The 23,269-nt window shown below is 58.9% G+C and carries 27 protein-coding genes and 1 pseudogene; 18 read left to right on the forward strand and 10 right to left on the reverse strand.

What is annotated here, in order from left to right:
• The first annotated feature begins 1 nt into the window (after position 1).
• Genes KVQ82_RS09430 through KVQ82_RS09470 form a run of 9 tightly spaced genes read left to right on the forward strand, consistent with a single transcriptional unit; the run spans position 2 to position 8,459 of the window.
• Positions 2–757: a C40 family peptidase gene (locus tag KVQ82_RS09430; protein ID WP_222018700.1), complete on the forward strand. Its 756-nt coding sequence runs from the start codon at positions 2–4 to the stop codon at positions 755–757.
• Positions 754–1,335: a tail assembly protein gene (locus tag KVQ82_RS09435; protein ID WP_222018701.1), complete on the forward strand. Its 582-nt coding sequence runs from the start codon at positions 754–756 to the stop codon at positions 1,333–1,335. Before KVQ82_RS09430 ends, KVQ82_RS09435 begins: the two co-directional genes overlap by 4 nt.
• Before the next feature lie 58 nt (positions 1,336–1,393).
• The gene (locus tag KVQ82_RS09440) at positions 1,394–4,978 is read left to right on the forward strand and encodes a host specificity protein J (RefSeq protein WP_222018702.1); all 3,585 of its coding nucleotides are present in this window, start codon (positions 1,394–1,396) and stop codon (positions 4,976–4,978) included.
• Positions 4,979–4,993: 15 nt separating this feature from the next.
• Complete coding sequence (locus KVQ82_RS09445) at positions 4,994–5,305, forward strand: hypothetical protein (RefSeq protein WP_222018703.1); 312 nt, start codon at positions 4,994–4,996, stop codon at positions 5,303–5,305.
• Positions 5,305–5,985, forward strand: coding sequence for a hypothetical protein (locus KVQ82_RS09450; RefSeq protein WP_222018704.1), 681 nt, complete (start codon positions 5,305–5,307; stop codon positions 5,983–5,985). Before KVQ82_RS09445 ends, KVQ82_RS09450 begins: the two co-directional genes overlap by 1 nt.
• 19 nt (positions 5,986–6,004) lie before the next feature.
• A complete protein-coding gene (locus tag KVQ82_RS31530; RefSeq protein ID WP_260688069.1) occupies positions 6,005–7,123 on the forward strand; it encodes a hypothetical protein in 1,119 nt (372 codons plus the stop codon).
• A 2-nt stretch (positions 7,124–7,125) separates the two neighbouring features.
• Positions 7,126–7,464: a tail fiber assembly protein gene (locus KVQ82_RS09460; protein WP_222018705.1), complete on the forward strand. Its 339-nt coding sequence runs from the start codon at positions 7,126–7,128 to the stop codon at positions 7,462–7,464.
• A 42-nt stretch (positions 7,465–7,506) separates the two neighbouring features.
• Positions 7,507–7,929 carry a cell wall hydrolase gene (locus tag KVQ82_RS09465; protein WP_222018706.1) on the forward strand — a complete coding sequence of 141 codons (423 nt, stop codon included), beginning with the start codon at positions 7,507–7,509 and terminating at the stop codon, positions 7,927–7,929.
• The gene (locus KVQ82_RS09470) at positions 7,929–8,459 is read left to right on the forward strand and encodes a lysis system i-spanin subunit Rz (protein ID WP_222018707.1); all 531 of its coding nucleotides are present in this window, start codon (positions 7,929–7,931) and stop codon (positions 8,457–8,459) included. The genes KVQ82_RS09465 and KVQ82_RS09470 overlap by 1 nt, the downstream gene beginning before the upstream one ends.
• 8 nt (positions 8,460–8,467) lie before the next feature.
• Here the strand turns inward: KVQ82_RS09470 and KVQ82_RS09475 are convergent, their stop codons facing one another.
• Positions 8,468–9,133 (reverse strand): hypothetical protein, encoded by a 666-nt coding sequence (locus tag KVQ82_RS09475; protein ID WP_222018708.1) that lies wholly within the window; start codon positions 9,131–9,133, stop codon positions 8,468–8,470.
• Positions 9,134–9,449: 316 nt separating this feature from the next.
• Between KVQ82_RS09475 and KVQ82_RS09480 the strand changes: the two genes are divergently transcribed.
• Complete coding sequence (locus KVQ82_RS09480) at positions 9,450–9,680, forward strand: hypothetical protein (protein WP_222018709.1); 231 nt, start codon at positions 9,450–9,452, stop codon at positions 9,678–9,680.
• Positions 9,681–9,850: 170 nt separating this feature from the next.
• Here the strand turns inward: KVQ82_RS09480 and KVQ82_RS09485 are convergent, their stop codons facing one another.
• The 6 genes from KVQ82_RS09485 to KVQ82_RS09505 form a co-directional block, all read right to left on the reverse strand.
• Positions 9,851–10,126 carry a hypothetical protein gene (locus KVQ82_RS09485; RefSeq protein WP_222018710.1) on the reverse strand — a complete coding sequence of 92 codons (276 nt, stop codon included), beginning with the start codon at positions 10,124–10,126 and terminating at the stop codon, positions 9,851–9,853.
• A 48-nt stretch (positions 10,127–10,174) separates the two neighbouring features.
• Positions 10,175–10,396 (reverse strand): hypothetical protein, encoded by a 222-nt coding sequence (locus KVQ82_RS09490; RefSeq protein WP_222018711.1) that lies wholly within the window; start codon positions 10,394–10,396, stop codon positions 10,175–10,177.
• Between the two features lie 348 nt (positions 10,397–10,744).
• On the reverse strand, positions 10,745–11,053 hold the full coding sequence (locus tag KVQ82_RS31865) for a helix-turn-helix domain-containing protein (protein WP_222018712.1): 309 nt from the start codon (positions 11,051–11,053) through the stop codon (positions 10,745–10,747).
• Between the two features lie 86 nt (positions 11,054–11,139).
• Entirely contained in the window at positions 11,140–11,331 is a 192-nt protein-coding gene (locus KVQ82_RS09500) for an AlpA family transcriptional regulator (RefSeq protein ID WP_222018713.1), read from the reverse strand.
• Positions 11,328–11,579 carry a hypothetical protein gene (locus KVQ82_RS31535; RefSeq protein WP_260688070.1) on the reverse strand — a complete coding sequence of 84 codons (252 nt, stop codon included), beginning with the start codon at positions 11,577–11,579 and terminating at the stop codon, positions 11,328–11,330. Before KVQ82_RS31535 ends, KVQ82_RS09500 begins: the two co-directional genes overlap by 4 nt.
• A gap of 1 nt (position 11,580) precedes the next feature.
• Positions 11,581–12,018 carry an AlpA family transcriptional regulator gene (locus tag KVQ82_RS09505; protein ID WP_222018714.1) on the reverse strand — a complete coding sequence of 146 codons (438 nt, stop codon included), beginning with the start codon at positions 12,016–12,018 and terminating at the stop codon, positions 11,581–11,583.
• Positions 12,019–12,164: 146 nt separating this feature from the next.
• On the opposite strand from KVQ82_RS09505, the pseudogene KVQ82_RS31540 reads away from it, so the two are divergent.
• Together KVQ82_RS31540 and KVQ82_RS09510 are read left to right on the forward strand one after the other, a co-directional pair.
• Positions 12,165–12,275, forward strand: a pseudogene (locus tag KVQ82_RS31540) (lysis protein); the annotation flags it as partial.
• Positions 12,276–12,380: 105 nt separating this feature from the next.
• Complete coding sequence (locus KVQ82_RS09510) at positions 12,381–12,737, forward strand: hypothetical protein (protein ID WP_222018715.1); 357 nt, start codon at positions 12,381–12,383, stop codon at positions 12,735–12,737.
• Between the two features lie 263 nt (positions 12,738–13,000).
• Here KVQ82_RS09510 and mnmC read toward each other — a convergent pair whose 3' ends face one another.
• The gene (mnmC, locus tag KVQ82_RS09515; RefSeq protein ID WP_222018716.1) at positions 13,001–14,980 is read right to left on the reverse strand and encodes a bifunctional tRNA (5-methylaminomethyl-2-thiouridine)(34)-methyltransferase MnmD/FAD-dependent 5-carboxymethylaminomethyl-2-thiouridine(34) oxidoreductase MnmC; all 1,980 of its coding nucleotides are present in this window, start codon (positions 14,978–14,980) and stop codon (positions 13,001–13,003) included.
• 341 nt (positions 14,981–15,321) lie between these two features.
• Between mnmC and pap the strand changes: the two genes are divergently transcribed.
• Positions 15,322–16,836 (forward strand): polyphosphate:AMP phosphotransferase, encoded by a 1,515-nt coding sequence (pap, locus tag KVQ82_RS09520; RefSeq protein ID WP_041069320.1) that lies wholly within the window; start codon positions 15,322–15,324, stop codon positions 16,834–16,836.
• A 103-nt stretch (positions 16,837–16,939) separates the two neighbouring features.
• Positions 16,940–18,124 carry a thiolase family protein gene (locus KVQ82_RS09525; protein WP_041069323.1) on the forward strand — a complete coding sequence of 395 codons (1,185 nt, stop codon included), beginning with the start codon at positions 16,940–16,942 and terminating at the stop codon, positions 18,122–18,124.
• A gap of 127 nt (positions 18,125–18,251) precedes the next feature.
• Here the strand turns inward: KVQ82_RS09525 and KVQ82_RS09530 are convergent, their stop codons facing one another.
• Positions 18,252–18,455 (reverse strand): DUF6316 family protein, encoded by a 204-nt coding sequence (locus KVQ82_RS09530; RefSeq protein WP_041069325.1) that lies wholly within the window; start codon positions 18,453–18,455, stop codon positions 18,252–18,254.
• Between the two features lie 210 nt (positions 18,456–18,665).
• On the opposite strand from KVQ82_RS09530, the gene KVQ82_RS09535 reads away from it, so the two are divergent.
• Entirely contained in the window at positions 18,666–19,619 is a 954-nt protein-coding gene (locus tag KVQ82_RS09535; protein WP_108183453.1) for a DMT family transporter, read from the forward strand.
• An 87-nt stretch (positions 19,620–19,706) separates the two neighbouring features.
• Here the strand turns inward: KVQ82_RS09535 and KVQ82_RS09540 are convergent, their stop codons facing one another.
• Complete coding sequence (locus tag KVQ82_RS09540) at positions 19,707–21,101, reverse strand: class II fumarate hydratase (protein ID WP_222018717.1); 1,395 nt, start codon at positions 21,099–21,101, stop codon at positions 19,707–19,709.
• Between the two features lie 193 nt (positions 21,102–21,294).
• On the opposite strand from KVQ82_RS09540, the gene KVQ82_RS09545 reads away from it, so the two are divergent.
• The 3 genes from KVQ82_RS09545 (at position 21,295) to KVQ82_RS09555 (ending at position 23,236) form a co-directional block, all read left to right on the forward strand.
• Complete coding sequence (locus tag KVQ82_RS09545) at positions 21,295–21,813, forward strand: DUF2059 domain-containing protein (protein ID WP_003226938.1); 519 nt, start codon at positions 21,295–21,297, stop codon at positions 21,811–21,813.
• Between the two features lie 12 nt (positions 21,814–21,825).
• The gene (locus KVQ82_RS09550) at positions 21,826–22,125 is read left to right on the forward strand and encodes a BolA family transcriptional regulator (protein ID WP_003226935.1); all 300 of its coding nucleotides are present in this window, start codon (positions 21,826–21,828) and stop codon (positions 22,123–22,125) included.
• Between the two features lie 169 nt (positions 22,126–22,294).
• Positions 22,295–23,236: a rhodanese-related sulfurtransferase gene (locus KVQ82_RS09555; RefSeq protein ID WP_041069334.1), complete on the forward strand. Its 942-nt coding sequence runs from the start codon at positions 22,295–22,297 to the stop codon at positions 23,234–23,236.
• Positions 23,237–23,269: the final 33 nt, after the last annotated feature.

Genomic DNA, 23,269 nt, shown 5'->3' on the forward strand with positions numbered 1-23,269 from the left:
TATGCGTAAACACATTTTGAACGCGATCCAGGCTCACGCGGCGGCCGAGTACCCGAAAGAATGCTGCGGGCTGCTGCTGGGCATCGGTCGCAAACAGCAGTATTACCCTTGCCGCAACGTTTCGACCGAGCCGAACGAGGAGTTTCGCATCGACCCGGAGGAATACGCCCAAGCCGAAGACATCGGCGAAGTAATCGGCGTAATTCATTCGCATCCGGACGCCACCAGCCGGCCTTCGCCGCGCGATCTCGCTATGTGCGAAGCGACTGCATTGCCATGGCACATCCTGAGCTGGCCCGAAGGCGATCTTCGGACGGTCATACCGGCCGGTGAGGTGCCGCTGCTCAAACGCCCTTTCGTCCACGGCGCCTGGGACTGCTGGCAGGTTTGCGCGGACTGGTACAAGCGCGAATGGGGGCTGGAGTTCGAAGCCTTCAAGCGTGCCGATGGCTGGTGGGAGAGCAAGGAAAACGCCAGCCTGTACGAGGCGAACTACGAGTCTGCCGGGTTCTACCGCGTGGACCAGCCGCAGCGCGGCGACATGATCGTCATGGAAGTAGGGCGGACGGTTTATCCGAATCACGCAGGGATCTTTCTCGGTGCGGATCCCGCGTTGCCTGACGAGGATGCCGCGACGTTCGGCCCCGGGCCTTTCCTGCTGCACCACCTGTATGGCAGGCCGTCGGAAGTCATCGTTTTCGGTGGCCCATGGCTTGATAGAAGCAGGTTAATTCTTCGACACAAGGAGGCGAGGTGAGCACAATCGTTTATCCATCCATGGTTACGATCAAGCTGTCTGGTTCCCTCGCTCAAAAATTTGGTCGAGCACATCGCCGTCAGATAGATTCCGGCGACACATGGGAAGTCATTCGAGCTTTGAAAGCGACACTGCAGGGTTTTGAGGCTGAAATACGACGCTTGGATCGTCTAGGCCTTCGATTTTCGATCTTCAGAAACCGGCATAACGTTGGTGAAAACTCTTTCGGCTTGGGTGGATGCAGGGAAGTCAGGATCGTGCCCGTAATTTCGGGAAGCAAGCGTGCCGGTATTCTCCAGACGGTTGTTGGAGCCGTATTGATAGCTGCCTCGTACTTCACTGGGGGCTCTACCTTTTCGGTCGGTGTCGCACTTGTCGCAGGCGGCGTGATCCAAATGCTAAGCCCTCAAGCCTCAGGTTTGAAGCAGAGCGCGTCCCCAGAGAATTCCCCGTCCTACGCCTTCGGCAGCGCCAAAAACACCACAGCCAGCGGCAACCCGGTACCGATCTGCATCGGCGAGCGCCGGTGGGGCGGGATGATCATCTCGGCCTCAATTCTGGCTGAAGACAAAGTGTAAGCAGGACAGCAACAAACCAACCGCCCGCGAGGCGGTTTTTTTATGCCTGGAGGAAAGCATGGGCGCAGCGCAACAGATCGAGATCCACGGCGAGAAGGGCGGGAGCAGCAAGCCGAAGTCGCCGGTCGAAGCCAGCGATAGTCTGCGCTCGACCAACCTTGCGAAACTGCTGATCGCCGTGGGCGAGGGCGAGTTCGACAGCGTTCCAACCGATTACGACATCTACCTGGACAACACGCCGATTCGCGATGCCAGCGGCAATTACAACTTCCCGAACGTGAAGTGGGACTGGCGCCCGGGCTCAGTGGATCAGACCTATATTCCGGGCATTCCGTCCGTGGAGAACGAGACCTCGCTGAACATTGAGCTGCGCAGCGACGCACCTTGGGTGCGATCGATCAGCAATACCCAGCTGTCGGCGGTGCGCATGCGCCTAGCGTGGCCTGCGCTGCAACGGTCAGACGACGAAGGCAACGTTGGCGGTTACCGGATCGAGTACGCCATCGACGTGGCCACCGACGGCGGCGCGTATCAGCAGGTGATGGTGGACGCTGTCGACGGCAAGACCACCACACGCTACGAACGCTCCCGCCGGATTGACCTGCCGACCGCGACCACGGGCTGGCAGATCCGCGTGCGCCGCCTGACGCCGAACCAGAACAGCAACAAGGTCGCCGACACCATGCTGGTGGCCGGCTATACCGAAGTGATCGACGCCAAGCTGCGGTACCCAAACACCGCGCTGCTCTACATCGAATTCGACGCCGAGCAGTTCACCAACATCCCGGCTGTAACTGTGAAGTGCAAAGCCCGGCGCTGGATGGTACCGAGCAATTACGACCCGATTCAGCGCACCTACACCGGGACGTGGGACGGCTCGATGAAATCGGCCTGGACCAACAATCCTGCGTGGATCACCTACGGCATTTGCACCGAAGACCGATTCGGCTTGGGCAAGCGCATCAAGCCGTTCATGGTCGACAAGTGGGAGCTGTACCGGATTGCCCAGTATTGCGACCAGCTGGTGCCGAACGGTCTCGGCGGTCAGGAGCCGCGCTTCCTCTGTGACATGAACCTGCAGGGCAAGGCTGATGCATGGTCGCTGCTGCGCGACATCTCGGCGATTTACAGGGGCATGACGTACTGGGCGCAGGGCCAACTGGTGATGCAGGCGGACATGCCGCGCGCGCAGGACTTCGACTATGTCTTCACGCGTGCCAACGTCATCGACGGCAAGTTCTCGTATGGCAGCGCCTCTGCGAAGACACGGTACACCCGGGCACTGGTCAGCTACGACAACCCGGCGAACAACTACGACACCGACGTCATCCCGTTCGCGGACTTGGATCTACAGCGCCGCTACGGCGACCGGCCGACCGAGCTGAGCGCCATTGGCTGCACCCGCGCCTCCGAGGCCCAGCGCCGCGGCAAGTGGGCGATCTTGAGCAACAACCAAGACCGCACCGTGTCGTTCAAGACCGGGATGGAAGGCGTTATTCCGCTGCCGGGCCACATCATTCCGGTGGCGGATTCGTTGCTGGCCGGGCGGGAAGTCGGCGGGCGGATCTCGTCAGCGGCTGGCCGCGTGGTGACGCTTGATCGCGATACCCAGGCCAAGGCGGGTGATCGGTTGATCATCAACTTGCCGGGCGGCCGCGCCGAAGGGCGCACCGTGCAGAGTGTCAACGGCCGCGCGGTGACGGTGACCGTCGCTTATAGCGAGCCACCAGTCGCGCAACTGCAATGGGCGCTCGACGCTGACGACTTGGCAATTCCGCTTTACCGCGTGCTGCGCACCAAGCGCACCACCGAGGGCGACTTCGAGATCAGCGCGCTGCAGTTCGAGCCGAGCAAGTTCGCACACATCGACACCGGCGCTCGTTTGGAAGATCGGCCGATCAGCGTAATCCCGATCACCGTCGTACCGGCGCCTGCGAGCGTATCTCTCACATCGACGTCGTCCGTGGTGCAAGGCCTGGCCGTGGCCACGATGACCATCAGCTGGCCCGCGGTTGATGGAGCTGTGGGCTATGACGTGGAGTGGCGCAAGGACAGCGGCAACTGGATCAAGCTGCAGCGCACCGGCATGACCAACGTGGACGTGGTGGGTATCTATGCTGGCGCCTATGTGGCGCGGGTCCGTGCGGTGAGTGCGTTCGACATCTCGTCGCAATGGCGCAACTCGATCCTGACCAGCCTGAAGGGTAAGCAGGGGCTACCGCCGGCGCTCAGCTATTTGACGGCCACGCCGCTGCTGTTCGGCATCTATCTGAAATGGGGCTTCCCTGCTGGCGCTGAGGACAGTCAGCGCACTGAAATCTGGTACGGGCCAACCACCAGCTTGGACGCTACGACCAAGTTGACCGATTTAGCTTACCCACAGAGTGACTTTTCGTTGCTCGGCCTGCGGGCTGGCGTGACGTTTTACTTCTGGGGCCGGATCGTCGACAAAATCGGCAACATCGGGCCGTGGTACCCGATCGGCTTGGGCGTACAGGGGCAGTCCAGTTCGAACGCTAGTGACATTCTGGAAATGATCGCTGGACAAATCACCGAGACGGAACTCGGCGAGGATCTGCTGGCAGAAATCGAGAAGATCCCAGGCTTACAGGCGCAGATCGATGCGCTCGACGGCCTGAAAGGCTACGACCCGGGCGCGACCTACGAGGAGTACGACCTGGTGGTGCAGGGCAAGCGGATCTATCAGGCCACTGGACCGGTACCTATCGAAACACCGCCGCCCAACCCACTCTACTGGCTCGACGTAGGGCAGACAGTAGAAACGGCGAATGGGCTTGCCCAGCAGGTGGCCACCAACACTGCCGAGATTACCGAACTCGACGGCGTGGTCACAGCGCAGGCGACGGCGTTTCAGGCACTGCGTGCGTCGTCCCGCGATGACAATGGCGAGGGCGACCTGGCCGATGCGTTGAAAGGCTGGACGAGCACTGCTGCAATCGCCTCGGAAGAGAAAGTCAGAGCATCGGAAAACGAAGCGACCGCCAGAGAGCTCAAGACCTACGACGCGAGGATTACCTCAAACACCGATGGCGTGACGCAAGTTGCCGCCAATGTCACCGATCTGACTCTAGTGGTCGCTACCAGCACCGCCGCGACGGCGACCAAGTTAGAACAGCTGAATGTTGCCGTTGGCAATAACTCGGCGGCGATCCAGCAGACTTCTACTGCGTTCGCGGACACCAACGGCAAGTTGACCACGATGTGGTCGGTGAAGATGCAGGTAACAGCGGGCGGGCAGTATGTCGCCGCCGGTATCGGACTGGGCATCGAGAACACTGGTGCAGGATTGCAGAGCCAGTTCCTCGTCGCTGCTGACCGGTTCGCGATCGTTAACACCATCGCCGGCGGTGCCATTGCGGTGCCGTTTGCAGTGCAGGGCGGGCAGGTCTTCATGAACTCGGCATTCATCATGGACGGTTCGATCACCAATGCGAAGATCGGCAACTACATCAGCTCCTCCAACTACATAGCTGGCCAACAAGGCTGGATTCTCAATAAAGACGGAACGCTGGAGATCAACGGAATCGTGCCCGGTCAGGGTCGGCTGGTGATCAACTCGCTGAACGTATCGGTCTACGACGCGAACAATGTGTTGCGTGTCCGGCTCGGCTATCTGGGGTAATCAATGGCACATGGAATGCGTATCTGGGGCGCCGACGGCGCCCTTCAGATCGACGAAAACTCGTTCACGATTCGCGTCGCGCTTTCAATACTGGTGACTTTCGCGGTTGGAGCCCCCAAGGGGAGCCAGGATTTTGCGGTACCAGGTGTAGGTCCCGGAAATGGAACCGCTATCGTGGTCCCGACCGGCGCCTATAGCGCTTCTCAGATGCAATTTGAAACTGAGATGCTTGATGGTGTCGCCCGCGTCTACAACCACACGCGTACTTATGCAGCCAGCACAACGTCGTCCGGAACCATGCGATTAATCGTGATGAGGTGGGGCTGATGAGCTATGGCCTTCAATTCACCAACAACAGCAACGTCGTCACGCTCGATTCGGAGTTCGCTCGATTGATGGTGATTTCCTCGGGAAGGTTCTCCCCGACTGAGGAGGGCGGCCTCGGTTCAACGACTTATTTTGCGAGGCCGGTCACGTCGCAGGAACCGCCCCTGGTCTTCGTGCGCCCGGACACTGTCAACTCAATCGCAGGCCTTTGCCAGATGCGTCTCATCGGATCGGCAGGGAACTGGACCGGGTTCTATGTTCGTGCCTACAACGCGCTCACCGCTCAGCCCAACGGTCGATATTTCGTGGCGGCTTTCGCTGCGCAAGCTATTGCCCAATACGGAATGCGTTTGTGGGATGGAGCGGGGAAACTTCTGTTCGACTCCGGTACGCCAAACGCCAGCTTCACCCGGGCGTTCCAGAATTGGAATTACGTCACCTATGACCTGGATGCGCAGGGGCTGACTCGAATCTACTACTCGGTCCCGTTTGATTTTCCGCAGAGCGAATTCATGCTGCTGAATACGTTCGGCATGTCTATGACCTCAGGTAGCGGAATTCCTAGGAATCTCTACTGCTGGTGGGACTTCCCCAACAACAAGCTATACGCAATCACGGTTGCAGCGTCAAATCCGTTCGCTTTTTTTCTGCCGGCAGTTTTCGCAAAACAAGCCGCTTAACTTTTTATAGGAAGTCGCCATGCCCTGGTACAAAGCCGGGACGGTTTCTGTCGTCCAAAATTCCAACGCCGTAATTGGCACAGGTACCGCTTTCATCGCCAACAGCCGGGTTGGCGATGCCTTCCGCGGCCCCGATGGCGGTTGGTACGAAGTGACCAACATCGCGAGCGATACCGCGCTCTCGATTTCACCGAACTATCAGGGCGCAACCAACAACGCCGGTATTTACGCTTTGGCGCCGATGCAAGGCTACGTCAAGGACTCGGCCGATGCCCTTCGTGCGTTGGTGAATCAGTTTGGTTCAAAGCTCGCTGCACTGGGGACTACGGGAAACTACGATATCCTGCCGGTACAGAAGGGTGGAACCGGCGCTGGATCAGAAAGTGCCGCCCGACTCGCACTGAGTGCTGCGAAATCAGGCGCGAATTCCGATATCACAGAGCTCTCCGGGCTGACAAAACCTATCGCTGCGGCGCAAGGCGGAGTAGGTCAAGCCTACATTGAGGGGTTAGCACCGCGGTGGCTGTCCAGCACCTCTCTTGGCGTCGACAGTGGCGCCGCCTTCGTTCCGGGAGCGCAAAAGACGCTGGTAGTAACGGCACCTTTGACCAAGTCCGGGCTGAGTGGAGCAGCGCCAAACACCTGGTACTACCTGTACCTTTTCGACAATGGCGGCGTGCCAGACCTTGAGGTTTCCACAACAGCACCGGCAATTCCGTATGTGGGCCAGGCCAGGACGAAGGCTGGTGACACCTCCCGACGATTCCTGTTCGCGGCGCGCAGCGGTCCTTCTGGATTCCGACCATTCATTTTCACTAACAACGCCCAGATGTATGTTGATGTGGCCACTCTTTACTTGGCACTCACCAACGGGACCGCCACCGGTGCCACAGTGGTTGATTGTTCGGCGTACGTCCCGCCGACGACACAACGCTGCATCTTGATGCTGTACGGCGCCGCCTCGGGCGGAGCACTGCAGGTGGGTTACACCAGCACCACATTGCTTTCTTGCGCCTCAACAACACGATACCAAGCGGACACGCTCTGCAACACCGCACAGCAAGTCATATACAGCCACGGCAGCGCCGTTACCGGTGGCAGTTCAATCGAGGTTCGCGGCTACGGACTGGAGCGATAAAAATGCCTTACGCAATTACACAAATCGGGTGGCGCGAAATCGGCGAGGGTTGGGCGCTGGCTGAAGGCGAAACGCTTGCCGAAAGCATTCCTCAATGGCTTTTAGAAGCAGTGGAACTTCAAAGGGTTGAGATGGCTGCTCGGTTCGAACTGAGCGCCAGGCTTGCCGAAGCGAACGAAGTGGTTCAGCCGCTGCAGGATGACTTCGATATCGACGAGATAACTGATGCCGATCTTGCCAAGTGGCGGGTATGGAAAAAGTACCGAAGTGCGCTTGGCAAGACGCCTGAGAGAGTGGGTTGGCCCGACAACCCTGACTGGCCAGTATCCCCTGAAAGTTAAAACCCGCCACCCAGCGGGTATTTTTTTGCCTGGAGAAAAGTAATGACTGCAACCGATAAAGACCGCGACATCCTTGCTCGCACGCTGTGGGGTGAGGCACGCGGCGAAGGTACGGCTGGCCAGATTGCCGTGGCGTGGACCATCCGCAATCGCGTGAATGACGGCAAGCCCAATTCGTGGTGGGGCGAGGGCTACGCCGGCGTGTGCCAGAAGCCGTACCAGTTCAGCTGCTGGAACAAGACTGACCCGAACTATCAGTTCCTGATCGGCGTGAAGGAAATCCCGTTCCGCGAGCTGGCGCAATGTCGGACCGCTGCTGACAAGGTGATCGACGGCGTGGTGCCTGATCCTACCGGCGGCGCCACGCACTACTACGCCACCAGCATCAAGGCGCCGGCCTGGGCGGCGAAGGCCAAGCAGACGCTCAAGTTGGGCGGCCACGTTTTCTTCAAGGATGTGCCGTGATGGTCGTTCCGTGGAAAGCGGTGGGCGCGCTGGCGCTGGTGCTAATCGGCGCCGGGAGCGCCTGGCGGTTTCAGGACTGGCGTTACGGTAAGCAGTTGGCCGAGCAAGCCCAGCAGCACGCGGAAACCCTCAATCAACTGACTCAGGCCGCAGCCACCGCACAGCAGGCGGAGCAGGACAAGCGTCTGGCGCTCGAGCAGCAGCTGTCGGCCAGCGAGCAAATCCACTTCAGGAAAATGACCGATGCCCAACGTGACCAAGCTCGCCTGCGCGATCGCCTTGCCACTTCTGATCTCCGGCTGTCAGTCCTCCTCGATGCAACCGACACTGCCAAAGGCTGTGGTGTGCCAGCCGCCACCGGCCCCGGCGGCGTGGATCATGCAGCTGTACGCGCCAGACTTGACCCAGCGCATGCTCAACGAATTGTCGCCATCACCGACACCGGCGATCGGGGATTGATCGCGCTACAGGCGTGTCAGGACTACGTCAGGGTTCTCACGCGGCGCCACACATCTCCGCACGGTTCCTGAAGTTTGATCTAGTCCAGAAAAACAGTGCTCATGCTTTTTGTTTTTCTCAAGTTGAATAAATCGAATATTTCTTTGTTGGCTCTAATGAATCGCTCCTTCCATTGTTCTATGGTGTTGTCGGATGATTTGTGGATGTAAATATTCATTAAGCAATTGTGAAGTCCGTGGAGAGATCGCAAGTATTCGTTTATTGCATCTATAAGCTTAGCGTGATCGGTTGCTGAATCCGGGGTAAGCGATGCGCCCCAGAAACCAAGCTCGCTAGCAACTGAAGAAAGTGAGTGGGTATTTAGTTTTAGTTCGTGATCTTCATCAATAACCTTCTCTAAGTTTGATCTCGCCTGATTTTCGCTAGGTACCAACATCCCAGCTTCAGGGACAAGATTTAAAATAATATTTGCTATCTTTACTGTTGTAGCTTCGATCTGAACAAGCGTTGAAATATATAGTTTCTTTGTTGAGTAAGCGTCTTCTCTGATTTTTTGCTTGTGCCATCCCATATATGTCACTACAGCTAGAATGAGAGCGACTGCCGTAGCTATACCGGAAAGCGCCTCGGCCCAGCCTGAAGGGTTTAATAGCCCCTTTGCTATTAGTCCAAAAAAGAAACCGGTCGCGAATGAGAACGCTATAAGCACCGGGAGAATAAAACGGCGATTCGAGATAGCTGCCATGCTTCACCAAAGGTCCAAGATTTAGATCTATTGTGGACCATCAAAAGACGTTTTGGGAGGCTTTGCATTTTTTGCAGAGAAGAGGCGCGCCCAAAAAATGGTCATGATGGGAAAGGGCCGTACCACTTTTTGAACCATTCTTGCGTTTAGAGGGTTGTTTAAGGTTGGGAAGCGAGTGACCGCTGAAACCCTTTAGAGGCCCAGACCAAAAACGCCAGCTAATCCGCGCCCTCTAGCTTTCCCAGGTGCGACGCAGGAATATTCCCTGCGCATCTGGTAGCGTCAGACCATAAACCTAACCAAACGGGAATATGGGATGTCGATCAAAGTAACTGCACCACTCGTTAATGGCGATTTGTGGGATCCACTCGACGAGGGCGCGTCGGGCGAGGACGTTGTAGAACTGATATGTGGTGATGATCTGCGGCCGCCTCCCACGAGTGTGGTCATTACGGTGACTACCGAATCGGGTAAGCGGGTGGAGGTGCGGATTCCGAACTCTGGCACCGGCAACGCCAGCGTGAGGATTGACGGCAAATCCGTGTAGAAAAGGGGCTGATTTTCTGTCTAAAACTAACCCCGTCTACCGCGTATTCACTGACCTAAAACGCGCCTAAATGACGGTATGGTTTTAGACAGTGAAATGCTGAAGGCCACGTTTTACGTGGCCTATGCATTGTTCCGGCCCATACTGCTGCATCAGGGGCGACTGAGTTATTACAAGCTCCGCAAATCCACAGCTTGAATCAAGGGCTCGACTTCGGCAAGGGTGAATCTGGTGCCGTCGTATACGAAGTACAGATAGCCCTGGTTCGGGACGTTGAGGTAGGCCATCCTCGCGAGGATTTCCTCGTAGATAGAGAGCGAGTGAATCACCCTTTTACAATACGGAACCGCAGAGGACAGAGTCCCTTCAACCGCGGCATATCCGTGCCTCTGAACGGAGTCTGCGGCGTTATAGACGTTTTCGTGGTGCTGGAAAATCCTTGTCATGTGTGCTTCTCGCATCATGGTGGGCGGCGTCGCAAGGCCCGATCTGGGTCATTCAGAAAAAATAAATTCATCGGTTCCTAGTCGATGGCTACCGAAACCGATTCGATAGGGTTCAACAAAGTTTTTTTTGGCGTAAGCAGTGGCCTCATCTTCAGAAGCGCAAACGGCAGCAAGGTGCCAGGGGCTGTTTCTTAGTACCCCCCATCCGAGGTACCAGCCCTCATTCTCCGGGTCGGGCTTCAGGTCTTGAGTTACTTGGACACTTCCCATGTGAATCTCCGCGCTAGTCGAGATTTCCTCACACCAAAGGTGGAGGACTAAGAACTACGTGTTTTCTGTTTTCAGGTAATTTTCGAGGTGCTTTTTGAGTCAGTCGTTGTGGCCCAGATTCGCTTTCGACCCATTCAACATACCCCTGTACGTCGATCAAAATCCGTTTGTCTGGTGCTCGTCGCCATACTCGATTTTCCATCCAGGTCCCGTCGGCGATTTTCGACCGTATTGCGGCCTCCGTGTATCCCGATTCGCTAGAGAACTTTCTGATAGTCAAATAGCGCATTGCTTCCGCGCTCCCAATCGTGATGAACAGCCACCTTTAGTGAGACTTAAAAGGCGTTTCTACTTCTCAGACTTGGGCTTGGGCTTGAGTAGCTCGTCAAGTTTTCGTGAAGCTTGAGCCGACGATAATGAACCGCCCGCTCTGGACCTACAGGGGGGAGATATGCTGCAGATCGGGATAGGGCCTGACTCGGGCGCAATACTTGCCTCAGCCTCTGCATCAATCATGGATTGAAGTTTTTCCGCGTGGATTCTCAGAGGCCCGAAACTTCGCACTGAGGGAATCCGGCCTTCTTTCGCGAGACGATAGGCTGTCGTGCGCCCAATTCCCAATAGAATAGCCGTTTCAGCAATCGATATTAGAGTCATGTCGCTTACCTAGTGGATAACGTGAATTGGCTGAGATCGTTCGCGGAGTAGTATTTGCGCAAAAATGAGTTCCGCCGAAAAATCCCTCAATCCACTGGGCTTAAGGCAAGCATCCACTTCGCGACTGCCGACTGACGCCAGGCCACCGAGTTGGGGCCGATCTTGACCTGTTTTGGGAAGGTGCCTTCTCTCATGCGACGGTAAACCGTATTTTTGCCGAGACCTGTCGTATGCAACACCTCGTCAAGGCGCAGGAATCGATCAATGCTTTCTTTCATCCTCTGATATCTCTCAGTGTTGGCGGAGTCTGGCGCGGTCTACCGACCCTCGGTGCCTTTTTCCCGTCGCGGTACTCAGTCAGAAACACCCGCACATCTTGCTTTAGCCAACAGTGCCGGGAGCCCATCCTGAAACTCTTGGGCAGCCAGTCCACGCCCCGGCGAATCCCCTCTCTGACCGATGCCTCAGTTCGGCCAAGCATCTTGGCCAGACCCGCTACGAATACCACTTCGCAGTCTTCGCTCATATTAAATCCTAGGGTTTGTTCTCGGCGAGCGGCTCGTGGTTCTCAAGTTTTTTCCGGCACGATTATTCTTGTCCGTCGACCGCCCCATGAGTTCGTCCACCAGCTTGTAGAAATCCTCTGACGTGGGCGGTTTGTAGGTAGCTTTGTCAGTGCCCAAATCAGCCATAATCGGACCGCGCTTTTTGCGCCACGATTGCAGGCCAGCGATCGAAGGTGACGGCGACCTTACCTTCGTTATTTTGTCTATCGAATGCGCTGCGATATAAGCATCCGCCCACTGATCGAGCTCGAGGCGATCAAAGCCAACGCCATGCTGGCCTATCGGGAACTCGTGCACGTAAGGACGCACGGTGCTGTTAAATATGGCGCGGCACATACCGAGATAATCCGGTGCCTGCTTTGCTCTAATTATGCGGGGCTGAAAGACGAGCTTGGTCATGGGCACACATCTCTATGAGTTGGTGCGACCTTCATCAGACTCTGCAGCGAGCGCCCATGCGGTTGGGGGAGATGAAATCCGCACCAGCGTCAAATCTAGCACTCCCATAAAGAATGCAAACGCCCATCCGTCGTGCGGATGCTACGCCGTCTGCTCAACGAGTCATCTCCTCCACCGACATCGGCGACCGGGGATTGATCGTGCTGAAGGCGTGCCAAGCCTGCGTCCGGGCGCTTGCACCTGCCCGTTTCGAATGACGCAATTAAACCCTGTATCGACCAATAGCGATCTGTGTGGCAGAAAGCCATTTGATCAAATACATTCAGCTTTCCACTAGACACGTCTACGACATGGAAGCTGAAATGAAACTGAAAATTGATTTTGTTCACGGACATGGAGATGCCAGCGAGGAGCGAGTTGTATTAACTGTCCTAGAAGACTGTAACTTGAGCAGCTACATGGTGTGTGACGCAACCTACACTAATGACGGGATGCTTTCTAACAAAAACCGTCATACGAAGTGGTTTCACGATAAGCAGGTGAAGAAGGGCGAGCGCATCTCTCTGCATACAAGGGTTGGAGCAGATAACGATCAGGTGCAAAGCGGAGTTCTATGGCATCACATTTACTGGAACTTCAAAAGTCCTATATGGAACGATAGCGGTGATGCCGCTGTTCTATTGCAAATATCCAGCTGGAAAACAACAAAGGCACGGTAACCCTCGTACCACTTTTTGTACCATTCCTGCGATTTTTAGGGGATTTCAGGGGGCTTGATCCCCCCTGAAGCCCTTTAAAACCCCCAGGCCAAAAACGCCAGCTAATCCGCACATAAAGTCCTTACCGGTTTTTCCGTTGGGGAGGGGGCATTCAAGTCAGGCCAAAATGGCCGATACTCAGAAACTGACCCGCTGCAGATGTGGGAGTTTTAGAACGATGAGTTATAAGAGGGGGCGACTGACCAGCGGCCAGCCGCCGTTTTTCATTTGCCGCGAATTAACGTGCGCAAGGCGAAACGATTGGGATGGCAGGCCTCGGCGACGCTTTTCGGCAGCGGCAGCGGCTCGTTGTCCAGCCATGCCGCGAGCAGCTCGCCCGACAGCGGTGCGGTGATCAGCCCGCGTGAACCATGGCCACTGTTGACGTACAGGCCATCGAGCCACGGGCAGGCGATGTCCGGCACTTGTCGCGCATCCTTGCTCAATGCGGCATAGGCCTCGGCGAAGGCTTCGCGGTCGGCGAGGGGGCCGACAATCGGCAGATAGTCAGGACTGGTGCAGCGAAATGCGGCGCGTCCTTCCAGGGTTTCCGGGGGCAGCTCATTGATGTGCAGACGCGCTACCAAATCGCTGGAGATCTCTTCGAGCATCGCCAGATTGCCCAGGTGTTCGGCGGTGGTCGGTGTCAGGTCGTCGCTGTTGAAGTCGAAACTGGCGCCGAGCGTGTGTTCGCCCAGACGTGCCGGGGCGACATAACCTTCGGCGCAGACCACAGTGCGCAGCGCCTGACTCTCGGCGGTTTGCGGCAGGCGCGTGATCTGCCCGCGAATGCGCTTGAGCGGCAGCTCGGCACTTTGCGCAAAGCGTTTGATCTCCGCTGCGCCGGCCAGCACCACCACCGGCGCGCTGGCGAGCACCCGTTCGCCGTCGAGGGCTTGCCACTGTCCCTCCACCTTGCGCAGTTCCAGCGCATCGTGATGCTTGAGCAGTTCGATGTTCGCCTGCGCGGCTTGCGCCTGGCACAGCGCGGGCGGATGCACCCAGCCCCCTTCGGGGTAGAACAGCCCGCCGTGTGCCACCGCAATCCCGGCTTGGATTTCGGCTTGCGGCTGATCGAGCCAGTGCACCAGGTCTTCCGGGAAGGCCGCGGCCAGTTGCGCCTGACGCTCGGCTTCCTTGGCGTTGAACGCCAGTTGCAGCACGCCGCAATCGTCCCAGTCGGTGCCGCGTTGCAGGGTTTCCAGCAGGCGGCGGGTGTAGCCGAAGCCGCTGACGATCAGTTGCGACAACGCCGTGCCGTGGGCCGACAGCTTCAGGTACAGCACGCCCTGTGGATTGCCTGACGCTTCCTGCGCCACCTCGGCATGCCGCTCCAGCAGACTGACCTGCCAACCGCGCGCCGCGAGACTGGCGGCCGTGGCACAACCGGCCAGTCCGGCGCCGATCACCAGCGCCCGACGTTCAGCGGTCAGCGGAGCAGGGCGGGCGAACCACGGTTTGTCCGGCAGCGGTGGCGCGACATCCTGCGGCCAGCCGAGAAACTCGCCGCGCAGGATCTCCCACTTGTGGCCGATGCCCGGGGTGCGTTTCATCTTGAACCCGGCGGCGTTGAGCAAACGCCTGACCCAACCGGTGCTGGTGAAGGTGCTGATGGTCGAGCCGGGGGCGGCCAGTCGAGCCAGTTCGACGAACAGTTCGGCGGTCCACATGTCGGGATTTTTCGCCGGGGCGAAACCGTCGAGAAACCACGCGTCAATCTGCGCATCGAGTTGCGGCAGCTGCTCCAGCGCATCGCCGATCAGCAGCGTCAGCGTGACCCGGCCGTTGCCGAGGACGATCCGCTGAAAGCCCTGATGGATGGCCACGTAATGGGTCAGCAGTTGATCGGCCAGCGGCTTGAGTTGCGGCCACAGGGCCAGAGCCCGTTGCAGATCCGCCGGACTCAGCGGGTACTTTTCGACACTGACAAAATGCAGCCGTGCTCCGGCCACCGCGTGCTGCTCGAACAGTTGCCAGGCGCAGAGAAAATTCAGCCCGGTGCCGAAGCCGGTTTCGCCGATCACCAGTCGCCCCTCCGCTGACAGCGCGGCAAACCGCTCGGCCAGGCGGTTCTGTTCGAGGAACACGTAACGGGTTTCATCCAGCCCCGACTGGTCGGAAAAATACACATCATCGAACACCCGCGAGCGCGGGCGTCCCTGGTCATCCCAGTCGAGTTGGGCGTGGGGCAATACAGGTTTCATGGCAGGCTCGGCAACGACAAGGCGGCCATTCTAGCTGATCGGGCGGAGGGTGCTTGATCCACGGCAAGGCCTGGCTGTGCAGCCTCGAAGACAATCGATGATTTGGGCGCTGATCAGAGCAACCTGTGGCGAGGGGATTCATCCCCGATCGGCTGCGTAGCAGTCGCAATCCCGCTACCAGCGTGCATCTGGTGTTGAATGGCTTTGGGGCCGCTGCGCTGCCCATCGGGGATAAATCCCCTCACCACAGAGTTTTTCCTGAAGCCAAAAGGAGCGGAATTTCTCCGCCGTGCCCGTGCCCAATCCGCTAGTCTTGCTGAATCCTGGAAGGAGCCGTCCCCATGTTTGAATCCGCCGAAATCGGCCATGCCATCGACAAAGAGACTTACGACGCGGCTGTGCCTGCCTTGCGTGAAGCACTGCTGGAAGCGCAGTTCGAGTTGCAGCAGCAGAAGCGTTTCCCGGTGATCATTCTGATCAACGGCATCGAGGGCGCCGGCAAGGGCGAGACCGTCAAGTTGCTCAACGAGTGGATGGACCCGCGTCTGATCGAGGTGCGTACCTTCGATCAGCAGACCGATGAAGAACTGGCGCGGCCACCGGCGTGGCGTTACTGGCGGATGCTCCCGGCCAAGGGGCGGATGGGCGTGTTCTTCGGCAACTGGTACAGCCAGATGCTTCAGGGCCGGGTTCACGGGCTGTTCAAGGATCCGCGTCTGGATCAGGCGATCAACGCCGCCGAGCGTCTGGAAAAGATGCTCTGCGATGAAGGTGCGCTGATCTTCAAGTTCTGGTTTCACCTGTCCAAGAAACAGATGAAGGCCCGCCTCAAGGCGTTGGCCGACGACCCGCTGCACAGCTGGCGCATCAGCCCGCTGGACTGGCAGCAATCGCAGACCTACGACAAGTTCGTCAAATACGGCGAGCGCGTGTTGCGCCGCACCAGCCGCGACTACGCGCCCTGGCACATCATCGAAGGCATGGACGCCAACTACCGCAGCCTCGCGGTGGGCAAGATCCTGCTGGAGGGCTTGCAGAACGCGCTCAAGCGTCCTGAGGTGCATACCGAAGAGGTCAACGCCGCCCCGTTGGGCACTGCCGTCGACGAACTCAACCTGCTCGACAGCCTCGACCTGAACCAGCAGCTGGAAAAGAAAGATTACGAAGAACAACTGATCACCGAGCAGGCGCGGCTGTCCGGGTTGATGCGTGACAAGCGCATGCGTCGCCATGCGTTGGTGGCGGTGTTCGAAGGCAATGATGCGGCGGGCAAGGGCGGGGCGATTCGCCGGGTGGCGGCGGCGCTCGATCCGCGTCAGTACAGCATCGTGCCGATTGCCGCGCCGACCGAAGAGGAGCGCGCGCAGCCGTATCTGTGGCGCTTCTGGCGACATTTGCCGGCACGCGGCAAGTTCACCGTGTTCGACCGCTCGTGGTATGGCCGGGTGCTGGTGGAGCGGGTCGAGGGCTTTTGCAGCCCGGCCGACTGGTTGCGCGCCTACAGCGAGATCAATGACTTCGAAGAGCAGATCGCCGACGCCGGGGTCATCGTCGTCAAGTTCTGGCTGGCGATCGACAAGGACACGCAGATGGAACGTTTCCAGGCCCGTGAGCAGATCCCGTTCAAGCGCTTCAAGATCACCGAGGACGACTGGCGTAACCGCGACAAGTGGGACGCCTACCGCGCCGCCGTGGGCGACATGGTCGACCGCACCAGCACCGAGATTTCGCCGTGGACGCTGGTCGAAGCCAATGACAAGCGCTGGGCGCGGGTCAAGGTGCTGCGCACGATCAACCGCGCGCTCGAAGAGGCGTTCGAGAAGTCCGACAAGCGCGCGAAAAAACACAAGGACTGAGCCGATGGCCACGCATACGCGGGGTGAATGATTGTCGCGGTCGGCGGCGGGGTGGACTTATCCTCGGTTGACTCTCCTCCGACAACAACAATTGAGGTATGCCATGCGTGAAGTGGTGATCGTCGACAGCGTGCGGACCGGCCTGGCCAAATCCTTTCGCGGCAAGTTCAACCAGACCCGCCCCGACGACATGGCGGCCCATTGCGTCAATGCGCTGCTGTCGCGCAATGACATCGACCCGGCCAGCGTCGAGGACTGCATTGTCGGCGCCGGCTCCAACGAAGGCGCGCAGGGTTACAACATTGGTCGCAACGTGGCGGTGCTCTCGCGGCTGGGCACCCACGTGGCCGGCATGACCCTCAACCGTTTTTGCTCCTCGGGTTTGCAGGCGATTGCGATTGCCGCCAACCAGATTGCTTCCGGTTGCAGCGACATCATCGTCGCCGGTGGCGTCGAGTCGATCAGCCTGACCCTGAAAAGCGTCAACACCGATCACCTGATCAATCCGCTGCTCAAGCAGCAGGTGCCAGGCATCTACTACACCATGGGGCAGACCGCTGAAGTCGTGGCGCGTCGTTATGACGTGAGTCGCGAGGTGCAGGATCGCTATGCGTTGCAAAGCCAACTGCGCACCGCCCAGGCTCAGGCGGCGGGGCTGTTCGATGACGAGATCGTGCCGATGGCGGTCAAATACCGGGTCGAGGACAAAAACAGCGGCGAGGTGCAGATCCTCGACGGCATCGTCGATCGCGACGACTGCAACCGCCCGGACACCACTTACGAAAGTCTCGCCGGACTGAAACCGGTGTTTGCCGAAGACGGCTCGGTCACCGCCGGCAACTCGTCGCAGTTGTCCGACGGCGCGTCGATGACGCTGGTGATGAGTCTGGAGAAAGCCCTGCAACTGGGGCTCAAGCCGAAGGCGTTTTTCCGCGGCTTCACCGTGGCCGGTTGCGAGCCGGACGAAATGGGCATCGGCCCGGTGTTCTCGGTGCCGAAACTGCTCAAGGCCAAGGGCCTGCAAGTGGCGGATATCGATCTGTGGGAACTGAACGAGGCGTTTGCTTCGCAGTGCCTGTATGCCCGCGACCGGCTGGAGATCGACAACGAAAAATACAACGTCAATGGCGGCTCGATTTCCATCGGCCATCCGTTCGGCATGACCGGCTCGCGGCAGGTCGGGCATCTGGTGCGTGAGTTGCAGCGGCGCAATCTGCGTTACGGCATCGTGACCATGTGCGTGGGGGGCGGGATGGGGGCGACGGGATTGTTTGAGGCTGTTCGGTAAGCCTGGGGATAATTGTCGGCATTCAAGCCGTCATCGCTGGCAAGCCAGCTCCCACAGGTTCTGAAGGTGTTGCCTGTATTTGTGAACACTCTGGAACACTGTGGGAGCTGGCTTGCCAGCGATGGGATCAACCTGATGACCGGTTGGAATCCAGAAGCTGCATCCGCGCGATATACGCTTTTATTTCCTGCTCAGCCTTCTCCGGGGAAGCGAACGGCCCTTCAAGGGTGTTCTCCCGTGTGCAGAAAAACAGTTCGCCATTGACCCGGCACATCCGCTCACTGCGAAAGTGGGTGGCGGGGGCGCTGTCCTGGGCGCGCATTCCATACATGATCGGCCTCCTTGGTTGATGCGCTGAAAGGGATCCAATGAGCTTATGCCTGAAGCACTTGGCGCGCCTGGTCAGCCGATCAACGGCAAAACGTCAATTTAATGCTGCGACCTGCACAGTTTCATTCGCGGCCTGGCCGGAACTGTCCCTGTGTTGCGCCTGCGCGCGGGCCTAGAATGACCGCTCTCGTCAGCAGGCATTGGGGTTCGCATGCACATTTCATCCGGTCGCTGGGTCTACGGTCTGTTCCTGGCGCTGCTGACGGCGTTTTTGTGGGGCATCCTGCCGATCAAGCTCAAACAGGTGTTGCAGGTGATGGACCCGATCACCGTGACCTGGTTTCGTCTGTTGGTCTCCGGTGGTTGCCTGTTTATTTATCTGGCGTCGGTCAAGCGTCTGCCGAGCCGCAAAGTCCTCGGCCCCCGGGGCGGCTGGCTGGTGTTGATGGCGGTGCTCGGGCTGGTGGGCAACTACGTGCTGTACCTGATGGGGCTCAATCTGCTCAGCCCCGGCACCGCGCAACTGGTGGTGCAGATGGGGCCGATCATGTTGCTGATCGCCAGCCTGTTTGTGTTCAAGGAGCGCTTCAGCATCGGTCAGGGCATGGGTCTGGCAGTGCTGCTGATCGGCTTCGTGCTGTTTTTCAATCAACGGCTGGCCGAGTTGCTGACGTCATTGTCGGACTACACCGCCGGCGTGTTGCTGGTGCTGTTGGCCTCGACCGTCTGGACGTTCTACGCGCTGGGCCAGAAGCAATTGCTCACGGTATGGAATTCGTTGCAGGTGATGATGGTGATTTACCTGTTCTGCGCTTTGTTGCTGACGCCGTGGGTGCATCCGCTCAAAGCGCTGGAATTGAGTCCGTTGCAGGGCTGGCTGCTGCTGGCTTGCTGTATGAACACGCTGATTGCCTACGGTGCATTTGCCGAGGCGCTGGCGCATTGGGAGGCGTCGCGCGTCAGTGCGACGTTGGCGATCACGCCGTTGGTGACCTTTGGCGCGGTGGCATTGGCGGCGTGGATGTGGCCGGATTATGTGCATGCCGAACAGATCAATGGTCTGGGCTACGGCGGCGCGGTGCTGGTGGTGCTGGGGTCGGCGCTGGTGGCGCTGGGGCCGTCGTTGATCGCCGGGCTGAAGGCGCGGCGGATGCGGGTGGCCTGAAAAGCAAAAGATCGCAGCCTGCGGCAGCTCCTACAGTTGGAATGCGTTCCCCTGTAGGAGCTGCCGCAGGCTGCGATCTTTTTGCTGTTAGCCCTTGGCGCCAGCCTCGATCATATTCTCCGGTCGCACCCAGGCATCGAACTCTTCATCGGTCAGATAGCCCAGTTGCAACGCCGCTTCACGCAAGGTCAGGCCTTCGCCGTAAGCCTTCTTGGCGATTTCTGCCGACTTGTCGTAGCCGATGTGCGGATTCAGCGCGGTCACCAGCATCAGGCCACGTTCCAGATGCTGCGCCATGACCTGCGCATCCGGCTCCAGCCCGGCGATGCAGTGCTGCTGGAAGTTGCTGCAGCCGTCGGCGAGCAGTCGGATCGATTGCAACACGTTATGGATGATCACCGGTTTGTATACGTTCAATTGCAGGTGACCCTGACTCGCCGCGATACCGATCGTGACATCGTTGCCCAACACTTGGCAGGCGAGCATCGACAGCGCTTCGCACTGCGTCGGGTTGACCTTGCCGGGCATGATCGAGCTGCCCGGTTCGTTGGCCGGCAATTTCACTTCGGCCAATCCGGCGCGGGGGCCTGAGCCGAGCAGGCGCAGGTCGTTGGCGATTTTCATCAGGGCCACGGCGAGGGTCTTCAGAGCACCGGACAGGCTGGCCAGCGGCTCATGCCCAGCCAGCGCAGCAAACTTGTTTGGCGCAGTGACGAACGGCAGCCCGGACAGCGCGGCGAGTTCCGCGGCAATCGCTTCGCCAAAGCCGTGCGGCGAATTCAGACCGGTGCCGACCGCGGTGCCGCCCTGCGCCAGCTCACACACCGCCGGCAGCGTGGCGCGGATCGCCCGTTCGGCGTAATCCAGCTGCGCTATAAAGCCCGATAGCTCCTGACCGAAGGTGATCGGCGTCGCGTCCATCATGTGCGTGCGACCGGTCTTCACCAGTTTCATGTGGCGCGCTGCCAGTTCGGCCAGACCACCGGACAGCTCGGCGATGGCCGGCAGCAATTTCTCCTGCACGGCTTTGGCCGTGGCGATGCTCATGGCGGTGGGGAAGCAATCGTTGGAGCTTTGCGAGCGGTTGACGTGATCGTTGGGGTGCACCGGCGTCTTGCCGCCGCGCGGGTTACCGGCCAGTTCGTTGGCGCGACCGGCAATCACTTCGTTGACGTTCATGTTGCTCTGGGTGCCGCTGCCGGTCTGCCAGACCACCAGCGGAAACTGGTCGTCGTGCTGGCCGTCGAGGACTTCGTCGGCGGCCTGCTCGATCAGGCGGGCGATGTCGGCGGGCAGGTCGCCGTTGCGGTCGTTGACCCGGGCGGCGGCTTTCTTGATCAGGGCCAGCGCGTGCAGTACCGGCAGCGGCATGCGTTCCTGACCAATGGCGAAGTTGATCAGCGAGCGTTGCGTCTGAGCACCCCAGTAGGCGCCGTCCGGGACTTCGATCTGGCCCAGGCTGTCGGTTTCGATACGGCTCATCGTGCACACTCCTGTTGGTCTGTTTGCGCAGTTTAGGCCCGGTCAGGCCCAGGTGGTTCCCTCGAACCGATTGTTGACCGGCAAAACCCGGCCAATCAAGCACGGCAAGGCTCGGGGGTTGAGCCACGAGGTTTTTTAGGCGCAGAATGGTCGCCCTTGGGGTTTGACCTCGCCTAGCTGAAAAGGAAACTCGATGACTCGTCTTCGTGCCATCTGCACCGCGGTTGCACTGGTTTGCGCCAGCGGCCAGGTGCTTGCCGATACCGCCAGCCACAACGCCAGTGCTGAAGCTTTCCTGACCCTGGCGCACGCTGACAAGCTGGGCACTCCGGTGTACATGCAAGTGCAGCAAATGTTCGCTCAGCGTTTTGAACAGACCAAAGCCCCGGAATCCAAAAAAGCCGTACTGGAAACCTACCAGGCCAAGGCCAACGCCGCGCTGGACCAGGCCATCGGCTGGAACAAGCTCAAGCCTGACATGGTCAAGCTCTACACCAGCAACTTCAGCGAATCGGAGCTGAAAGATCTGGTTGCGTTCTACCAGTCGCCACTGGGCAAGAAAGTCCTGGAAAAAATGCCGCAGCTGACCCAGCAATCGGCCCAGATGACCCAGGCCAAACTGGAAAGCGCCGTGCCTGTCGTCAACAAGCTGCTCGACGACATGACCAACGAGCTGGCACCGAAAGGCGCTGCGCCGGCCAAGAAGAAGTAAGCGGAGTTCGTGATGACCATGCAACAACGCATCGAATCGACGCTGGGCCTGCTGCAGCCTGAGCATCTGCAAGTGCTGGACGAAAGCCACATGCACAGTCGCGGGTTACAGACGCACTTCAAGGCAGTGGTGGTCAGCGCGCAGTTCGAAGGCCTGAACCGGGTCAAGCGCCACCAGAAAGTCTACGGCACGCTCGGCGAGCTGATGGGCGAGTTCCATGCGTTGGCGCTGCACACCTACACCCCGCAGGAATGGGCAGAAGTGGGCGCCGCCCCGGCGTCGCCAACCTGTGCCGGCGGTAGCAAACATTAAGATCAAAAGATCGCAGCCTGCGGCAGCTCCTACATTGGATTGAGTTCCCTGCAGGAGCTGCCGCAGGCTGCGATCTTTTTTGCTAGAATCCGCAACGCGCCGCTCAGCCGGCGCGTTTTTTTTGAATCCGGTTCACCCTTTGCGAGGGTAGCCACCTGGAGAAATACCCATGACACAACCGATTGTCGTGGCGGCACTGTATAAGTTCGTCACCCTCGAAGATTACGTTGACCTGCGCGAGCCACTGCTCAAAGCGATGGTCGACAACGGCATCAAAGGCACGCTGCTGATCGCCGAAGAAGGCATCAACGGCACCGTTTCCGGCAGCCGCGAAGGCATCGATGGCCTGCTCGCCTGGCTGAAGAACGACCCGCGCATGATCGACATTGATCACAAAGAGTCGTACTGCGACGAGCAGCCGTTCTACCGCACCAAGGTCAAGCTGAAGAAAGAGATCGTCACCCTCGGCGTCGAAGGCGTGGACCCGAACAAAAAGGTCGGCACCTACGTCGAACCGCAGGACTGGAACGCGCTGATCAGCGACCCGCAAGTGCTGCTGATCGACACCCGCAACGATTACGAAGTGGCAATCGGCACCTTCGAAGGCGCCATCGATCCGAAAACCACCAGTTTTCGCGAATTCCCCGACTACATCAAAGAGCACTTCGACCCGGCCGTACACAAGAAGGTCGCGATGTTCTGCACCGGTGGCATTCGCTGCGAGAAAGCCTCCAGTTACATGCTGGGCGAGGGGTTCGAAGAGGTTTACCACCTCAAGGGCGGCATCCTGAAGTACCTCGAAGAAGTGCCGCAGGAAGAAACCAAGTGGCAGGGCGACTGCTTCGTCTTCGACAACCGCGTGACCGTGCGTCACGACCTCAGCGAAGGCGACTACGATCAATGTCATGCCTGCCGCACTCCGGTCAGCGTTGAAGATCGCGCCTCCGAGCACTACGTGGCCGGCATCAGCTGCCCGCATTGCTGGGACAAGCTGAGCGAGAAAACCCGCCGCAGCGCCATCGATCGGCAGAAGCAGATCGAACTGGCCAAGGCGCGCAACATGCCGCACCCGATCGGCTACAACTATAAACAAGCATCCACCGAGGCCTGATCATGACTGCGCGCCTGCTCTATGTGATGGATC

It is taken from the genome of Pseudomonas sp. AO-1 (assembly GCF_019775695.1).
GTDB lineage: Bacteria > Pseudomonadota > Gammaproteobacteria > Pseudomonadales > Pseudomonadaceae > Aquipseudomonas > Aquipseudomonas parakoreensis.

Excerpts from the sequence above, each read along its gene's own strand:
- KVQ82_RS31530 (WP_260688069.1), top strand. The coding sequence starts at position 6,005 with ATGCCCTGGTACAAAGCCGGGACGGTTTCTGTCGTCCAAAATTCCAAC.
- KVQ82_RS09480 (WP_222018709.1), top strand. The coding sequence starts at position 9,450 with ATGTCGATCAAAGTAACTGCACCACTCGTTAATGGCGATTTGTGGGAT.
- KVQ82_RS09475 (WP_222018708.1), bottom strand. The coding sequence starts at position 9,133 with ATGGCAGCTATCTCGAATCGCCGTTTTATTCTCCCGGTGCTTATAGCG.
- KVQ82_RS31865 (WP_222018712.1), bottom strand. The coding sequence starts at position 11,053 with ATGACTCTAATATCGATTGCTGAAACGGCTATTCTATTGGGAATTGGG.
- KVQ82_RS09505 (WP_222018714.1), bottom strand. The coding sequence starts at position 12,018 with ATGACCAAGCTCGTCTTTCAGCCCCGCATAATTAGAGCAAAGCAGGCA.
- KVQ82_RS09510 (WP_222018715.1), top strand. The coding sequence starts at position 12,381 with ATGAAACTGAAAATTGATTTTGTTCACGGACATGGAGATGCCAGCGAG.
- KVQ82_RS09535 (WP_108183453.1), top strand. The coding sequence starts at position 18,666 with ATGCACATTTCATCCGGTCGCTGGGTCTACGGTCTGTTCCTGGCGCTG.
- KVQ82_RS09460 (WP_222018705.1), top strand. The coding sequence starts at position 7,126 with ATGCCTTACGCAATTACACAAATCGGGTGGCGCGAAATCGGCGAGGGT.
- KVQ82_RS09550 (WP_003226935.1), top strand. The coding sequence starts at position 21,826 with ATGACCATGCAACAACGCATCGAATCGACGCTGGGCCTGCTGCAGCCT.
- KVQ82_RS31535 (WP_260688070.1), bottom strand. The coding sequence starts at position 11,579 with ATGAGCGAAGACTGCGAAGTGGTATTCGTAGCGGGTCTGGCCAAGATG.
- KVQ82_RS09440 (WP_222018702.1), top strand. The coding sequence starts at position 1,394 with ATGGGCGCAGCGCAACAGATCGAGATCCACGGCGAGAAGGGCGGGAGC.
- KVQ82_RS09540 (WP_222018717.1), bottom strand. The coding sequence starts at position 21,101 with ATGAGCCGTATCGAAACCGACAGCCTGGGCCAGATCGAAGTCCCGGAC.
- KVQ82_RS09445 (WP_222018703.1), top strand. The coding sequence starts at position 4,994 with ATGCGTATCTGGGGCGCCGACGGCGCCCTTCAGATCGACGAAAACTCG.
- KVQ82_RS09525 (WP_041069323.1), top strand. The coding sequence starts at position 16,940 with ATGCGTGAAGTGGTGATCGTCGACAGCGTGCGGACCGGCCTGGCCAAA.
- KVQ82_RS09485 (WP_222018710.1), bottom strand. The coding sequence starts at position 10,126 with ATGACAAGGATTTTCCAGCACCACGAAAACGTCTATAACGCCGCAGAC.
- KVQ82_RS09500 (WP_222018713.1), bottom strand. The coding sequence starts at position 11,331 with ATGAAAGAAAGCATTGATCGATTCCTGCGCCTTGACGAGGTGTTGCAT.
- KVQ82_RS09530 (WP_041069325.1), bottom strand. The coding sequence starts at position 18,455 with ATGTATGGAATGCGCGCCCAGGACAGCGCCCCCGCCACCCACTTTCGC.
- mnmC (WP_222018716.1), bottom strand. The coding sequence starts at position 14,980 with ATGAAACCTGTATTGCCCCACGCCCAACTCGACTGGGATGACCAGGGA.
- KVQ82_RS09430 (WP_222018700.1), top strand. The coding sequence starts at position 2 with ATGCGTAAACACATTTTGAACGCGATCCAGGCTCACGCGGCGGCCGAG.
- KVQ82_RS09545 (WP_003226938.1), top strand. The coding sequence starts at position 21,295 with ATGACTCGTCTTCGTGCCATCTGCACCGCGGTTGCACTGGTTTGCGCC.
- KVQ82_RS09470 (WP_222018707.1), top strand. The coding sequence starts at position 7,929 with ATGGTCGTTCCGTGGAAAGCGGTGGGCGCGCTGGCGCTGGTGCTAATC.
- KVQ82_RS09490 (WP_222018711.1), bottom strand. The coding sequence starts at position 10,396 with ATGGGAAGTGTCCAAGTAACTCAAGACCTGAAGCCCGACCCGGAGAAT.
- KVQ82_RS09555 (WP_041069334.1), top strand. The coding sequence starts at position 22,295 with ATGACACAACCGATTGTCGTGGCGGCACTGTATAAGTTCGTCACCCTC.
- KVQ82_RS09450 (WP_222018704.1), top strand. The coding sequence starts at position 5,305 with ATGAGCTATGGCCTTCAATTCACCAACAACAGCAACGTCGTCACGCTC.
- KVQ82_RS09465 (WP_222018706.1), top strand. The coding sequence starts at position 7,507 with ATGACTGCAACCGATAAAGACCGCGACATCCTTGCTCGCACGCTGTGG.
- pap (WP_041069320.1), top strand. The coding sequence starts at position 15,322 with ATGTTTGAATCCGCCGAAATCGGCCATGCCATCGACAAAGAGACTTAC.